Raw genomic sequence first — 14,348 nt, 5'->3', positions numbered from 1 at the left:
GTTAGCAGTCGTCGAACGAATGCCCCCTCAGCACTCGATCACGTTGACGGCCAGGCCGCCGCGCGCCGTCTCCTTGTACTTCACCTTCATGTCCGCGCCCGTCTCCCGCATGGTCTTGATGACCTTGTCCAGCGAGACGTGGTGCACCCCGTCACCGCGCAGCGCCAGCCGGCGGCCGTGATCGCCTTGATGCTAGCCACCGCGTTCCGCTCGATGCAGGGGATCTGCACCAGGCCACCGACCGGATCGCAGGTCAGCCCGAGATTGTGCTCCATCCCGATCTCGGCCGCGTTCTCCACCTGCTCGGGGGTCCCGCCCAGCGCCTCGGCCAGCCCGGCGGCGGCCATCGAGCAGGCCGAGCCCACCTCGCCCTGGCAGCCGACCTCGGCACCGGAGATCGAGGCGTTCTCCTTGAACAGCACGCCGATCGCGCCCGCCGCCAGCAGGAACCGGACCACCCCCTCCTCGGAGGCGCCCGGCACGAACCGGGTGTAGTAGTGCAGCACCGCCGGGATGATCCCGGCCGCACCGTTGGTCGGGGCGGTGACGACCCGCCCGCCGGCCGCGTTCTCCTCGTTGACGGCGAGGGCGAACAGCGTCACCCAGTCCATCGCCCGCAGCGGGTCGGCGGGGTCGGACTCCGTCTCCAGGCTGCGCCGCAGCTCGGCGGCGCGGCGGCGGACCTTCAGCCCGCCGGGGAGCACCCCGTCCCGCGAGCAGCCGCGCTCGACGCACTCCCGCATGACCCGCCAGATCTCCAGCAGGCCGGCGCGCACCTCACCCTCGCTGCGCCAGGACAGCTCGTTGGCGAGCATCACGTCGCTGATCGACAGCCCGGTCGCCGAGGTCACGTCGAGCAGTTGCGCGCCGGTGAGGAACGGGTGGCGCACCCGCGTGGCGTCCGGCTTGATCCGGTCCGCCCCGGCCGCCGCCTCGTCGACCACGAACCCGCCGCCGACCGAGTAGTACGTCCGTACCCGCAGCTCCGCGCCCCGGTCGTCGAACGCCACGAAGGTCATCCCGTTGGGGTGGTACGGCAGCGACCGACGCCGGTGCAGCACGAGGTCCCGGTCCGGGTCGAAGTCGATCTCGTGCGCGTCGAGCAGGCTCAGCCGGCGCTCGGCCCTGATCCGGCCGATCCGTGCGTCGACCGTGTCGGTGTCCACCGTCTCCGGCGCCTCACCGGCCAGCCCGAGCAGCACCGCCCGGTCGCTGCCGTGGCCGTGCCCGGTGGCGCCCAGCGAGCCGAACAGTTCCGCCTGCACCCGCACCGTGCCGGTCAGCAGCCCGTCGGCCTTCAGCCCGGCGACGAAGGTGCGGGCGGCCCGCATCGGACCCACCGTGTGCGAGCTGGACGGCCCGATGCCGACACTGAAGAGGTCGAAAACGCTGATCATGCTGCACTTCCCTCGCCGTCGTACCCCTCGTGGGTCCGGCCCGGTCGTGGCCGTCCCGGGTGCGGGCGGCCGTCCGGCACCCAGGCGTACGGGTGCCCGACCGGCGAGCCTACCCGCCCAGCTCAGCGGCCGCCCGGCGCGTCGCCACCGCCCCCTCCCGCCGGGTCCCCTCCGGCCGCGGCGCCGCCCGGGGCGGCGTCGCGCGTCGGCTCGCGGGTAACCACCTACGGGTACGGGGACCGCCGCTCCTCCTCGGGACCGAGGGCGCGGTGGCCACCCCTTCCTACCGTGGAGACAGACGCGGCGAACGCCGCAGAGTGGGAGTACGACGATGAGTCGCAAACTGGTCCGCCCCCGTCAGGGACGCATGATCGCCGGTGTCTGCGCCGGTCTGGCCCAACGTTTCGGCAGGTCGGCAGGGTTCGTCCGGCTGCTGTTCCTGCTGTCGCTGCTGCTGCCCGGCACCCAGGTCGTCGTCTACCTGGTGCTGTGGGTCCTGATGCCGAACGAGGACCGCTACGCCGCCACCCGCTACTGACCTTCGACCGTCACCTGCGCCACGCCCGGCCGCCGGTCGAGGCGACAAACGTCCCCGAAGTAGCCCTCTCCGGCGCCACGGAGGGGGCTACTTCCGTGCGGTCGCGCGGATCACGGGGCGGTGTAGGTGACCGTGACCTTCTCGTAGCCGAGGGAGCGGAGCAGCCCCTCCAGCATCTTGCGGGTGTTCTCCTCGGCCCGCTGGGTCAGGCCGCTGTCGCGGGCGGCGGTGGTGATGCGCTCCTCGGCGAGCTGGTAGACCTGCTGCTGCCGGTTGGGGTCGCCGCCGACCAGCTCGCCGATCCGGTTGAGCAGCCCGCGCTCCTCGGCGAAGACGTAGCTCTTCTCCAGGTCGAGGTTGGTCTTGGCGAGCTGCGGCGCCGGCAGCCTGATCTCCACGGACTTGCCGTCGGCGGACTCGACCACCGCGCCCTCGGAGATCTTGGCGAAGTCCACGTACGCCTCGACGCTGCCCGCCCCGACGAAGAGGGTGCGCTGGTTGAGCAGCCAGTCGGGCACGTTGCGCCGGTCGTTCTGGAGGTCCACGACCACCTGGAAGTTGCCCTCGGCGGCGACGTAGCGGCTGAGATCCTGGATCGACTTCAGCAGCGGCGGCTGGCTGCGGTCGGTCTGCTCCTTGGCGAACGGGTTGCGGAAGTCCGGCAGGATGCCCGTGGCCTGCACGCCGAGCAGCACCACCACCGCCAGCGCCGCCGCGCCGAGCACCCACAGCAGGCCGCGGGCCGGTGTCGGCGCACCCGGCGCGGGCTCGGGCGCGACGTCCGTGCGGGCCTTGAGCTCCTCGCCGGTCGGGTAGCCCGGGAACTCCCTGGTGGGCTCGTTGATGTCACCGTCGCGGGCCATGGCCCTCACCGTCCTCGTCAGACACGTCGTCTGTCATGACGGTAAGGCCCCCGTACGACAGGCGCTCGCCGAGCGGCGCAACCGGACGCGATCGCCCCCCGGCACCGCGCCGGAACGCCGGCCGGCCGGGCGGAAGCGCAGGTCAGGCGAAGGCCGACAGCCCGGTCAGCCGCTGCCCGATGACCAGTTGGTGGATCTCCGAGGTGCCCTCGTAGGTGAGCACGCTCTCCAGGTTGTTGGCGTGCCGCATGACCGGGTACTCCCCGGAGACGCCGTTCGCGCCGAGGATCGTGCGGCACTGCCGGGCGATGGCCAGCGCCTCCCGGACGTTGTTGAGCTTGCCCACGCTCACCTGGTCGGGGCGCAGCCGCCCGGCGTCGGCGAGCCGCCCCAGGTGCAGCGCCAGCAGCGCGCCCTTGTTCAGCTCGACGGCCATGTCGGCGAGCTTGGCCTGGGTGAGCTGGAAGCCGGCCAGGGGACGGCCGAACTGGGTGCGCGTGGTGGCGTACTCCAGGGCGGTCTCCAGGCAGTCGCGGGCCGCGCCGAGCGCGCCCCAGACGATGCCGTGCCGGGCCTCGGTCAGGCAGCTCAGCGGCGCCTTGAGCCCGACCGCCCCGGGCAGCCGGGCGTCCGCCGGGAGCCGGACGTCGTCGAGCACGACCTCCCCGGTGACGGAGGCGCGCAGCGACATCTTGTGCCGGATCTCCCGCGCCGTCACCCCCGGCGTGTCCATCGGTACGGCGAAGCCGCGCACGCCGTCGTCGGTGCGCGCCCAGATCACCGCGACGTCGGCGATCGGCGCGTTGGTGATCCACATCTTGGCGCCGGTCAGCACCCAGTCGTCGCCGTCGCGGCGGGCCCGGGTGGTCATCGACGCGGGGTCGGAGCCGTGGTCGGGCTCGGTCAGCCCGAAGCAGCCGATCGCCTCGCCGGTGGCCATCGGCGGCAGCCAGCGCTGCTTCTGCTCCTCGCTGCCGTAGCGCCAGATGGCGTACATGGCCAGCGAGCCCTGCACCGACACCAGCGAGCGCAGACCGGAGTCGCCGGCCTCCAGCTCCAGGCACGCCAGCCCGTACGCGACGGCCGACGCGCCGGCGCAGCCGTAGCCGGTCAGGTGCATGCCGAGCAGGCCGAGCTTGCCGAACTCGCGGGCCAACTCGCGGGCGGGCACCCGGCCCTCCTCGTACCAGCCGGCGACGTGCGGGCGGACCCGGTCGTCGACGAGCTGGCGCACGACGGCGCGGATCTGCCGCTCCTCCTCGGTGAGCGACGAGTCCAGGTCCAGCAGGTCGGTACGGCTCATGGCAGCCACCTTAACGAAGCCTCAGGGCCGGCCGCTCACTCGATGGGCCCGGAGAGGACGAGCACCCGGGCGTGGATCTGGTTGCGCTGCTGGAGCGCCGCCCGCAGCGCACGGTGCAGCCCGTCCTCCAGGTAGAGCCCGCCGTTCCACTGCACCACGTGCGGGAAGAGGTCGCCGTAGAAGGTGGAGTCCTCGGCGAGCAGCTTGTCCAGCGCCAGCTCACGCTTGGTGGTGATCAACTGGTCCAGGCGCAGCGGCCGCGGCGGGATCTCCGCCCACTGCTTGAGCGTCAGGTTGTGCTCCGGGTAGGGACGCCCGTCCCGGACCGCTCTGAAGATCACGACGGCACGCTCCCCTCCCCCTGGCCGGGCCGACCCCACGACGCCGGGGCCGGGTCGCGGCGTGGCGCCGCGTACCGCGGCACCGATGACCGTGCCAGCGTAGCGGGCTGCACCACCCCGCGTTCTGCTCCCTGATGTCAGTTTCGCTACCCACCGTCCGGTTCACAACCGGACGAACCACCCGGAGCCCCTCAGCTCCACCGCCCCCGCCGGACCACCTCGCTCGCCGGACGCCGCCCCCGGCGCAGCGACGGTGACCGGTGGTCCGGCGCCCGGTAACCCACCGTCACCGCACCGACGGGGTCGTACTCCGCCGGCACCCCGAACGCGTCCCGGTAGGCGTCGAGGCGCTGCGGCGGGATGCCGAAGAAGCACGCCCCCAGCCCCTCGTCCACGGCGGTCAGCAGCATCAGCAGGGCGGCGAAGCCGGTGTCGACGTACCAGTACGGCACCGGCCAGCGCTCCGCCGAGCGGTCCGCCCAGCCCTTGTCCGGCTCCGCGTACCGCTCCAGGTAGGCCGAGCGGTTCGCGTGCGGCACGACGATCAGCGGGGCCCGGCGCATGCCGGCCAGCCAGCGCTCCCGGCCGCCCCCGCCGGGGGTGGTCGCCGCCCAGAACCGTTCCCGGTCCGCCTGCTCCTCCAGCACCAGGAAGCCCCAGCCCTGGGCGAAGCCGGCCGACGGCGCGCGGACCGCGTGGTCGAGCAGCCGCTCCACCACGTCGGGCGGGACCGGACGGTCCGGGTCGTAGTTGCGGACCATCCGGCGCCGCCGGACCACCTCGCCGAACTCCATGCGCTCCCCCGCTCAGACCCCCGGCCGTACGCCCCAGACACCCCGCCAGGTCGCGCCCGGCTTCAGGATGATCACGTCCCGGCCGGAGCGGAACGCGTCCGGCGGGCAGGTCATCGGCTCGACCGCGACGGATCGGCGCTGCCGCTGCCCGGATAGCGCGTCGCCGGTGAACACCTGCCACCAGCCGAACTCCCGGTCGGCCCAGATCCGCACGCCCGCCGAGCCGTCCGGGGCGGCCAGGCTGACCGCCGAGCCGCCGTCCTCGTCGCGGATCACGTCGCCGAAGGTGAGGTCCAGCCGGGCCCGGCCGATCCGGCGCGGGCTGGTCCAGTCGTACTCGGTGCCGGCGACCGGGGTCACGCCGATCGGCAGCAGCCGGGAGTCCACCTGCAACCGCGACCGGGCCGGCAGCCGCATCGACAGGTCGTCCACCGCCACCCCGGGCACCCGCAGGTACGGATGCACGGCGAAACCGAACGGCGCGGGCTCGACGCCGAGGTTGGTCGCCTCGTGCTCGGCACGCAGCCCGTCCGGGCCGACGCTCCACCGGGTGCGCAGCCGCAGCGGCCACGGGTAGCCGGGCTGCGGCGGCAGGTCGTAGCCGACCGTCACCGCGTCCGGCGACCGCTCCACCAGCCGCCACGGCACCCAGGCGACCAGCCCGTGGATGGCCACCGCCCGGTCCGGCTCGCTGAGCGTGAGCTGCAACAACCGGTCGCCGAAGGTGTAGCGCCCGTCGCGGATCCGGTTCGGCCACGGGGCCAGCACCTGGCCGGCGCAGCCGGGGCACATCTCGTCGGCCCCGTACCCGTCGAGGTGGTCGACCCCGTCGTGCCGGTATGTCCGCACCCCGCCGCCCACCTCGACGATGACGGCCTCGTGGCCGTCAGCGGCGATGGTCCACTGTGTCCCGGACGGTGATGACCTCACGGCGCTGTCCATGCCGGCGACCTTAGTCGACGCGGGCAGGCGCCCCGGCCATCGCCCGCGGTGCCGCCGGCGGTCAGCCCGACGAGCGGGCCCGCCGGGCACGGCGCCACCGGGAGCCGCAGTTGGACCCAGCGGTGCCTCGGAAGGGAAATCACGCCGAGGAACATGATCAGGTATCGACTATCCTGACAAATGCCCCTGGGATGGACCGATGTCGCGGAGCGGGTCCGTCCGGTTCATCAGCTCGGCTGGAGGTCGCAGTGGGTCCTGAAGGGCGTGCGCGGGCCGGGTTCCGGGTGCTCGGGCCGGTGGAGCTGCAGACCGGGACCGGACACGTCGCCCTGACCGGCAAGCAGGGCGCGTTGCTGACGATCCTGCTGCTGAATGCCAACCACGTGGTGTCGGTCCGGCGGCTGGCGGAGTTGCTGTGGGGGGAGCCGCTACCCAGTTCGCCCGCATCCCGGATCAGGACCCTGGTCTCCGACCTGAGGAAGACGTGCCTCGCCGCGGGGGACGATCTGATCCACACCCAGCGGCCCGGGTACCTGCTGCGGCTGGAGCCCGATCGGCTCGATCTGACCACGTTCCTCGACCGGGTCGCGCGAGCGCGCGAGGCGGCCGCCGAGGGTGACCCGACCTCCGCGGTGATCCGCTACGACGAGGCGTTGAGCCTCTGGCGCGGGGCGCCCCTGGAGGGGGTCGACGGCCCCTTCGTCCAGGCGGAGGCGGTCAGGCTCGGGGAACTGCGGTTGCAGGCGGTGGAGGAGCGGGCCTCGGCCCTGCTGGCCACGGGCAGGCACGCCGAGGCGATCACCGAACTCACCGCCGTCATCACGGACCATCCGCTACGCGAGCCGGCACATGGTCAGCTCATGACGGCCCTGTACCGAAGCGGCAGGCGTGCCGACGCCCTGGCGGTCTACCGGAGGCTCCGGGATCGAGTCAGCGCGGAGCTGGGGCTGGAGCCCGAGAGCGAGCTGCAGCGGCTGCACCAGCGCATCCTCAGCTCGGACAGCACACTCGCACCCGCCCGCACCACGCCCGACCCGGCGGACACCGCGCCGGCACCCACAGACACGACCCCGGAACCGCCGCGGCACGCGCCCCGCGGGCCGGTGGCCCCGGTGCCGGTCCCCCGGCAGTTGCCGGCTCCGCCGCCGCACTTCATCGGCCGCGAACGCGAACGCGCCGAGCTGGACCGCCTTGTCGACGACAGCACCACGAACAGCGTGGCGATCGCCGCGATCAGCGGCACCGGGGGAATGGGGAAGACCTCGCTGGCCCTGCACTGGGCGCACGACAACCTCGAGCTGTTTCCCGACGGCCAACTCTATGTCGACCTCCACGGGTTCGACCCGACCGGCGGCCCGCTGCCGTCTCATGTGGCGCTGCGCCACTTCCTCGGTTCCCTCGGTGTCCCGGCCGCGGCCATGCCGGTCGGGGAGGTGGCCCAGTCCGGTCTCTACCGGTCACTGGTCGCCGGCCGCCGCCTGCTCGTCGTCCTTGACAACGCCCGTGACGTGGCACAGGTCGAGCCGCTGCTCCCCGGCAGCCCCAGCTGCACCGTCGTGATCACCAGCCGCAACCGTCTCCCGGGCCTGAACGCCACCCGTGGCGCCAGCCTGATCGGGCTGGACGCCCTCACGCGCGCCGAGGCCCACCGCCTGCTCCGCCGCCAGCTGGACGGCTCGAGGGCCGCGGAGGATCCGGACAGCGTGGCCATCCTCGTGGAGCACACCGGCGGCCTGCCCCTGGCGATCGGCGTGCTCGCCGCACGCGCCGCCATGCATCCCGGCTTCCCCCTGTCGGTCCTCGCCAAGGAGCTGAGCAACCCCTCCACCCGTCTCGACGCCCTGCAGACCGGCGACCTGAACACCGACCTCCGGGCCACGTTCGCCGCCTCGTACGAGGCCCTCGACGCCGCCACCGCCCGGCTGATCACGCTTCTGGGACTGACGCCGTGGCCCGACATCAGCCTGCGGTCGGCCGCCGCGCTCGCCGGCCTGCCCACCTCTCGTACCAGGGTGTTGCTGGACCATCTCGAAGCCGCCAACCTGATCCACCAGCGGCGTCCCGGGCGGTACCGCATGCACGACCTGGTCCGCCTCTACGCCGCCGAACGCGCGCAGTCCGATCGGCCTGACCACGAGCGGGCGGAGGCGCTCACCCGCCTGATCGACTCGTACGTGTACACCGCGTCCGTCGCCGACCGGGTGCTGAACCCCGGCCGTCCGCTCGCCACGCGGATCTTTCCCGAGCGGGCACAGGACGAGTTCGAGGACGCCGCATCGGCCTGGGCCTGGTTCGAGGACGAGCAGCTCAGCCTCATCGCCGTTCAGCAGCTGGCCGTCAAGCTGGGCATGGACGAGGCCGTCTGGCGACTGGCCTGGGCGATGGACACGTACCACAAGCGGTGCCAGCACGAGCAGCGCATCGAGTCCTGGCAGCGGGCCCTGAGCGCGGCCGATCGACTGGGTCACCGGAACACCCGGGCCTTCGCCCACTGGTACCTGGGGTACGCCTACGCGCAGGCCTCCCGCGCCGAGGACGGCCTGGCGCACCTGCTGCTCGCGCTGAACCTGTTCGAGCAGGACGAGGACCTCGCGGGACAGGCGCACACCAGCCACACCCTCGGGTTCGCCTGGCTCGAACGAGGCGAACCCGCGAGCGCGCTCCCGCACGTGGAGAACGCCCTGCGCCTGCAGCGGGAACTCCAGGACCCCCGCTGGGAGGCCAACGCGCTCAGCGCCGCCGGCTGGTGCCACGCCAGACTCGGCCACTACTCGACGGCGCAGGCGTACTGCGAGCAGGCACTGCGGCTCTTCCAGCGGTACGAGGACCGCAACGGCGAGTCCGCCACCCTCGACAGCCTCGGCTACATCGCCCACCGCGCCCGGCGACACGACGAGGCGCTCGGCTACTACGGCCGGTGCCTCGAGCTGCGCGAGAGCCTCGGCAACGCCTACCAGGCCGCCGACACGCTGGTCCGCATCGGCGACGTCCACCAGGGGTCGGGCCGGCTCACCGCCGCCCGTCGCGCCTGGCAGCAGGCGCTCGACTCCTACCGCGAGCAACGCCGCACCGTCGAGGCCCGCAACGTGCGGGAGAAGATCAGACGCCTTGCGGTACGACCTTCCTCCGCAGCCCGACCCGCAGGTCACGGGGGACCAGCAGACCGCTGAAGTCGGGCGTCGCCTCCGGCGGCCCGGTGATCTCCATGTCGCCGACCAGCCAGGACGTCGCCAACGTCAACTGCATCATGCCGAGTTGCGTCCCCACGCACACCCGCGGTCCCGCGCCGAACGGCAGATACGTGTGCCGGGCGGGCGCGACATGCGGGTCCAGCCACCGCTCCGGCACCAGCCGGTCGGGGTCGGCCCACCAACGGGGATCCCGATGCAGCCGGTACAGGCTGAACAGCACCTGGTCACCGGGGTTGAGACGCCACCCGTCGAGTTCCGTCTCCCGCCGTACGGTCCTGCCGATCAACCAGGTCGGTGGCCACAGCCTGAGCACCTCCTTGACGAACGCCTCGGTGTACGGCAGTTCCTCCAACTCCGGGACATCGCCGGCTGAGGCCGACTCGGCCGCCAGCCGGGCCCGCACGTCCGGCCGCCTGCCGACCTCGTACACGATCCACGTGAGGGCGGCGGCCGGGACGCCCAGCGCGGCGAGCATGATCCCGCGCAGGAACCGCTCGATCTGCAGGTCGGACAACCCCCGGTCCGCCGAGGCGAGCAGCACGTTGAGGAGATCCTGAGCCGACGGATCTCCGGCCAGACGGCGGCGGCGCACGACCTCGGCCATGAGCGCCAGGAGCCGCTTGCGGGCCCTGGCGAAGCGCCGTACCCGACGTGACGGCCACCAGGACGGTGGCTGCAACGAGTCGCGCGAGAGGGGGTCGATGGCCGCCACCTGCTCGGCCAACGCCTCCGGCACGCCCTCCGCGTCGACGCTCAGGCAGAAGTCGGCCGTCGCCCGACCGAAGAAGTCGGCCATCGTGGCGAACACGTCCATTTCCCCGTCACCGACGGTCTTGCGGAAGAGCTCGCGCAACCGCGTCGCGTGCGCCTGCGCCACCCGCCGGTGCAAGCCCTGCCAGCCCGCGCGACGGGCCGTGGTCCACAGCTCGGCGGCGGCCGCCATCCGCTCGGTGTCCATGCGCCCGGCGAGCGGCGACGTCTCCGCCAGGAAATCCTTGTTGGTCCGGGCGAGCAACGCATGCACCTGATCCGGCGAGGACACCACGATGGTGCGGGCGTCGTAGGAGAAGACGTCCCCGTATTCGCGGTGACACCGTTCCAGGAAGCCGTTCCTGTCGCGGTCGTACTCCTCGGTGTTGCCGAACAACCAGTGCCCTCGCGGCCCTGGCGGCCGCTCCGGACCAGGTGCATGCGTCGTCACTCGTCGGCCCTCAACCGGTCAGTTGTAGATGTTCCAGTAGCCGTAGATGCCGCCCATGCGGATCCGGCCCAGGACGCGAACGGTTGCGTGGCGGATGTGCTTCATGCCCGACCTCCAACAGTTGACGGTGTTACCGACCACGATCGATCGTCCGGCGCATGATCCCCGCATGAACGCCGCAGGCATGGCGCCTGATTCGTGATCGGTCCGGGCTCGCCGTCGCGGAGGGATCGCTGCACGAACGGGCCGGACAGCCCGGCGGACGGCTGGCCCGCACCGGCGTGAGCCCGGGTGGACGACCGGTCAGTCCCGGTCGGCGGCAGTGGTGGCGGCCCGGTAGCGCAGCAGGACCGGGAAGGCCACCACCAGCAGCACCGCGAGCACCGCGGAGATCAGCCCGCCGCTGACCCAGGCGACGCCGCCGCCGAAGCCCGCCGCCACCGCACCGGCCCGCAGGTCGCCCAGGCGCGGACCGCCGGCGATGACCACCGTGTTGACGCCCATGAGCCGCCCGCGCATCCGGTCCGGCGCGTAGACCAGCAGCATCGACTGCCGCAGCACCGCGCTGACCAGGTCGGCCGCGCCCGCCACCGCCAGCAGCAGCACCATCAGCCAGAGCCGGCCGGCCAGCCCGGCCGACGCCACCGCCAGCCCCCAGGCGACCACCGCCGCCACCAGCGCCAACCCCTGCCGGCGGAGCCGGCCGATCCAGCCGGAGGTGAGCCCGCCGAGCATCGCGCCGAGGGCGAGCGCGCTGTAGAGCCAGCCGACCGCCGCGCCGCCGCCGAACCGCTCGTCGGCGATCTCCGGAAAGAGCGCCCGGGGCATGGCCAGCACCATCGCGATCAGGTCGATGACGAAGGAGAGCAGCAGCACCGGCGTGGTGGCCAGGTAGCGCAGCCCGTCGACGATGCTGGCCAGCCCGGCCCGCCGGGGGGTACCGGCCGACTCCGGGTCCGGATCCGGCGGCATCGCCGGCAGCTTCGCGGTCGCCCACACGGCGAAGGTGAAGAGCACCGCGTCGGCCGCGTACGCGATCGGCAGGCCGAGACCGGTGCCCCACCAGGCGAAGACCAGGCCGGCGACCAGGGGCCCGAGCACCGAGGCGGCGGTGTAGGTGGTGAAGTTCAGCGTGGTCGCCGCCGGCAGCAGGTCCGCCGGCACCAGCCGGGGCAGGATCGCGTTGCGGGTGGGCGAGCTGATCGCGAAGGCGACCGACTGCACCGCCACCAGGGCGAGCAGCAGCAGCGGGCTGCCGACGCCGAGCACCGCCTGCACCACCAGGCCGAGCGTCGAGGCCCAGAGCACCGCCGCCGTCGCCAGCAGCACCTTGCGCCGGTCGTGCGCGTCGGCCAGCGCGCCGCCCCAGAGCCCGAAGACCAGCAGCGGTACGAACGCCGCGATGCCGATGAGGCCGACCCAGAGCGAGCTCCCGCTGATCTCGTACATCTCGACGGGCACGGCGACGGCGGTGAGCTGGATGCCGAACATCGCGATGCCGTTGCCGAGCCACATCCGGCGGTACGCCGGCACCCCCAGCGGGCGCAGGTCGATCGCGAACCGGCGCAACCCGCGCGCGCCGGGCTCCTTGAGCTGGGTCACGGGGCGAGCCGCTCGACGGCCCACTCCCCGGCCCCGGTGAGCCGGAACCGCAGCCGGTCGTGCAGCCGACTGGCCCGGCCCTGCCAGAACTCCACCGACTCCGGCCGCACCCGCAGCCCGCCCCAGTGCGGCGGCGCGGGGATCGGCTCGACGTCGGCGAACCGCTCCGCCGCCGCCCGGTACGCCTCGTCCAGCGCCGTCCGGTCCGGCACCACCCGGGACTGGGTGCTGGCCCAGGCGCCGAGCTGGGAGCCGCGCGGCCGGCTGGCGAAGTACGCCTCGGTCTCCGCCCGGTCGACCCGCTCCACCCGGCCGGCGACCACCACCTGGCGCTGCATCGCGAACCAGGGGAAGACCAGGCTCGCGTGCGGATTGGCGGCCGCCTCGGCACCCTTGCGGGACTCGTAGTTGGTGAAGAAGACGAAGCCCTCCGGGTCGTACCCCTTGAGCAGCACGGTCCGCGCGCTCGGCCGGCCCGCCGCGTCGGCGGTGCCGACCACCATCGCGTTCGGCTCGGGCAGCCCGGCGGCGACCGCGTCGGCGAACCAGCGGTCGAACTGGGTGTGCCAGTCGGCGGCCAGGTCCGCCTCGGAAAGGCCCAGGTCCGCGGCGTACTCGTTACGCATCGCCGCCGGCGGCAGTGTGTCGCCCGTCACGTTCTCTCCCCTCCCCGTCGACCCGGCCCGCGCCCTCCGAGCAGGCCAGCCCGTACCGCCCAGTGTCGCCGACGCCTCCGGGCCGCCCCGGACGGGGGATGTCACGCGCAGCACAGTCGCAGCGGGTCGCGGATCTGGTTACCCACCAGGCAAGATGTCACGAACACATCCCTGAGGGTCGCCTGAGGCGCTCGGCCGGTTGGCCGGATGAGGGCCCGACCGGGCGCACCGAGCAGATCCAGGAGAGCGACTATGGCCGATTTCAAACCCGGGCTGGAGGGCGTCGTAGCCTTCGAGACCGAGATCGCCGAACCCGACCGCGAAGGCGGCGCACTGCGCTATCGCGGGGTCGACATCGAGGATCTCATCGGCCAGGTCTCCTTCGGCAACGTGTGGGCGCTGCTGGTCGACGGGCGGTTCGGCCCCGGCCTGCCGCCGGCGGAGCCGTTCCCGGTGCCGGTGCACTCCGGTGACATCCGGGTGGACGTGCAGTCCGCGGTCGCGATGCTCGCCCCGTACTGGGGCCTCAACCAGCTCCTCGACATCTCCGACGAGCAGGCCCGCGAGGACCTCGCCCGGGTGTCGGTCACGGCGCTCTCCTTCGTCGCCCAGTCCGCGCGCGGCCTCGGCCTGCCGGCGGTGCCGCAGAAGGAGATCGACAAGGCCTCCACCATCGTCGAGCGGTTCATGAAGCGCTGGCGCGGCGAGCCCGACCCGCGGCACGTCAAGGCCGTCGACGCCTACTTCATCTCGGCCGCCGAGCACGGCCTGAACGCCTCCACCTTCACCGCCCGGATCGTCGCCTCCACCGGCGCGGACGCCGCGGCCTGCATCTCCTCCGGCATCGGCGCCCTCTCCGGCCCGCTGCACGGCGGCGCCCCCTCCCGGGTGCTCAGCATGCTGGAGGCCGTCGAGCGCAGCGGCGACGCCGAGGGCTACGTCAAGGGCGTCCTCGACCGGGGTGAGCGGCTGATGGGCTTCGGCCACCGGGTCTACCGGGCCGAGGACCCGCGCGCCCGGGTGCTCCGCCGCACCGCCAAGGAGCTGGGCGCGCCGCGCTTCGAGATCGCCGAGGCGCTGGAGAAGGCCGCCCTGGCCGAGCTCCAGGCCCGCCGCCCGGACCGGGTGCTCGCCACCAACGTCGAGTTCTGGTCGGCCGTGGTCCTCGACTTCGCCGAGGTGCCGGCGCACATGTTCACCTCGATGTTCACCTGCGCCCGGATGGGCGGCTGGAGCGCCCACATTCTGGAGCAGAAGAAGCTCCAGCGGCTGGTCCGCCCGTCGGCCCGCTACGTCGGCCCGGGCAGCCGCAAGCCCAGCGACGTCGAGGGCTGGGACGCCATCCCGCACGGCGTCTGACCGCGCACCTCCGGGGGGCCCCGTCCGCGCGGACGGGGCCCCCGCGCGTGTCTGTGGCGCACGCCTCACGCCCCGGGAGTGGGACCAGCGGCCGGACCGGCCGGCCCGGGTGGGAGGATGAAGGCCGGCAGTGTCGCCGGACCGGGCCCGGATCCCGGCCG

11 protein-coding genes and 1 pseudogene are annotated in these 14,348 nt (G+C 73.2%); 3 read left to right on the top strand and 9 right to left on the bottom strand.

Annotation, left to right across the window (positions count from 1 at the left end):
• Window positions 1–27: 27 nt before the first annotated feature.
• A pseudogene (locus ACGF7U_RS01780) lies at window positions 28–1,397 on the bottom strand (L-serine ammonia-lyase).
• A gap of 331 nt (window positions 1,398–1,728) precedes the next feature.
• Between ACGF7U_RS01780 and ACGF7U_RS01775 the strand changes: the two are divergent.
• Window positions 1,729–1,935 carry a PspC domain-containing protein gene (locus tag ACGF7U_RS01775; protein ID WP_393102162.1) on the top strand — a complete coding sequence of 69 codons (207 nt, stop codon included), beginning with the start codon at window positions 1,729–1,731 and terminating at the stop codon, window positions 1,933–1,935.
• A 110-nt stretch (window positions 1,936–2,045) separates the two neighbouring features.
• Here the strand turns inward: ACGF7U_RS01775 and ACGF7U_RS01770 are convergent, their stop codons facing one another.
• The 5 genes from ACGF7U_RS01770 to ACGF7U_RS01750 all read right to left on the bottom strand — a co-directional run bounded on the left by ACGF7U_RS01770 (window position 2,046) and on the right by ACGF7U_RS01750 (window position 6,178).
• Window positions 2,046–2,798 carry a DUF4230 domain-containing protein gene (locus ACGF7U_RS01770; protein ID WP_393102161.1) on the bottom strand — a complete coding sequence of 251 codons (753 nt, stop codon included), beginning with the start codon at window positions 2,796–2,798 and terminating at the stop codon, window positions 2,046–2,048.
• A 142-nt stretch (window positions 2,799–2,940) separates the two neighbouring features.
• A complete protein-coding gene (locus tag ACGF7U_RS01765; RefSeq protein ID WP_393102160.1) occupies window positions 2,941–4,101 on the bottom strand; it encodes an acyl-CoA dehydrogenase family protein in 1,161 nt (386 codons plus the stop codon).
• Between the two features lie 35 nt (window positions 4,102–4,136).
• Window positions 4,137–4,442: a type II toxin-antitoxin system VapB family antitoxin gene (locus ACGF7U_RS01760; RefSeq protein ID WP_089002310.1), complete on the bottom strand. Its 306-nt coding sequence runs from the start codon at window positions 4,440–4,442 to the stop codon at window positions 4,137–4,139.
• 191 nt (window positions 4,443–4,633) lie between these two features.
• On the bottom strand, window positions 4,634–5,236 hold the full coding sequence (locus ACGF7U_RS01755; RefSeq protein WP_393102159.1) for a nitroreductase family protein: 603 nt from the start codon (window positions 5,234–5,236) through the stop codon (window positions 4,634–4,636).
• Window positions 5,237–5,248: 12 nt separating this feature from the next.
• Entirely contained in the window at window positions 5,249–6,178 is a 930-nt protein-coding gene (locus tag ACGF7U_RS01750; protein WP_393102158.1) for an aldose 1-epimerase family protein, read from the bottom strand.
• 248 nt (window positions 6,179–6,426) lie between these two features.
• On the opposite strand from ACGF7U_RS01750, the gene ACGF7U_RS01745 reads away from it, so the two are divergent.
• Window positions 6,427–9,348 (top strand): BTAD domain-containing putative transcriptional regulator, encoded by a 2,922-nt coding sequence (locus ACGF7U_RS01745; protein WP_393102157.1) that lies wholly within the window; start codon window positions 6,427–6,429, stop codon window positions 9,346–9,348.
• On the opposite strand, the gene ACGF7U_RS01740 is transcribed toward ACGF7U_RS01745, so the two are convergent.
• From ACGF7U_RS01740 to pdxH, 3 genes are all read right to left on the bottom strand, one after another.
• A complete protein-coding gene (locus tag ACGF7U_RS01740; RefSeq protein ID WP_393102156.1) occupies window positions 9,278–10,570 on the bottom strand; it encodes a cytochrome P450 in 1,293 nt (430 codons plus the stop codon). The genes ACGF7U_RS01745 and ACGF7U_RS01740 overlap by 71 nt on opposite strands.
• Window positions 10,571–10,873: 303 nt before the next feature.
• Window positions 10,874–12,172: an MFS transporter gene (locus tag ACGF7U_RS01735; RefSeq protein ID WP_393102155.1), complete on the bottom strand. Its 1,299-nt coding sequence runs from the start codon at window positions 12,170–12,172 to the stop codon at window positions 10,874–10,876.
• Window positions 12,169–12,798, bottom strand: a complete 630-nt coding sequence (pdxH, locus tag ACGF7U_RS01730; protein ID WP_393102903.1) for a pyridoxamine 5'-phosphate oxidase — start codon at window positions 12,796–12,798, stop codon at window positions 12,169–12,171. The genes ACGF7U_RS01735 and pdxH overlap by 4 nt, the downstream gene beginning before the upstream one ends.
• Window positions 12,799–13,080: 282 nt before the next feature.
• Between pdxH and ACGF7U_RS01725 the strand changes: the two genes are divergently transcribed.
• Complete coding sequence (locus ACGF7U_RS01725; protein ID WP_132231920.1) at window positions 13,081–14,187, top strand: citrate synthase 2; 1,107 nt, start codon at window positions 13,081–13,083, stop codon at window positions 14,185–14,187.
• The last annotated feature ends 161 nt before the right edge of the window (window positions 14,188–14,348 follow it).

The organism is Micromonospora sp. NPDC047670 (assembly GCF_043204915.1).
Lineage (GTDB): Bacteria > Actinomycetota > Actinomycetes > Mycobacteriales > Micromonosporaceae > Micromonospora.
Note: the sequence above shows the minus strand (reverse complement) of the source record. Positions and strands in the feature narration are given on the sequence as shown.

Excerpts from the sequence above, each read along its gene's own strand:
- ACGF7U_RS01775 (WP_393102162.1), top strand. The coding sequence starts at position 1,729 with ATGAGTCGCAAACTGGTCCGCCCCCGTCAGGGACGCATGATCGCCGGT.
- ACGF7U_RS01770 (WP_393102161.1), bottom strand. The coding sequence starts at position 2,798 with ATGGCCCGCGACGGTGACATCAACGAGCCCACCAGGGAGTTCCCGGGC.
- ACGF7U_RS01765 (WP_393102160.1), bottom strand. The coding sequence starts at position 4,101 with ATGAGCCGTACCGACCTGCTGGACCTGGACTCGTCGCTCACCGAGGAG.
- ACGF7U_RS01755 (WP_393102159.1), bottom strand. The coding sequence starts at position 5,236 with ATGGAGTTCGGCGAGGTGGTCCGGCGGCGCCGGATGGTCCGCAACTAC.
- ACGF7U_RS01750 (WP_393102158.1), bottom strand. The coding sequence starts at position 6,178 with ATGGACAGCGCCGTGAGGTCATCACCGTCCGGGACACAGTGGACCATC.
- pdxH (WP_393102903.1), bottom strand. The coding sequence starts at position 12,798 with ATGCGTAACGAGTACGCCGCGGACCTGGGCCTTTCCGAGGCGGACCTG.
- ACGF7U_RS01725 (WP_132231920.1), top strand. The coding sequence starts at position 13,081 with ATGGCCGATTTCAAACCCGGGCTGGAGGGCGTCGTAGCCTTCGAGACC.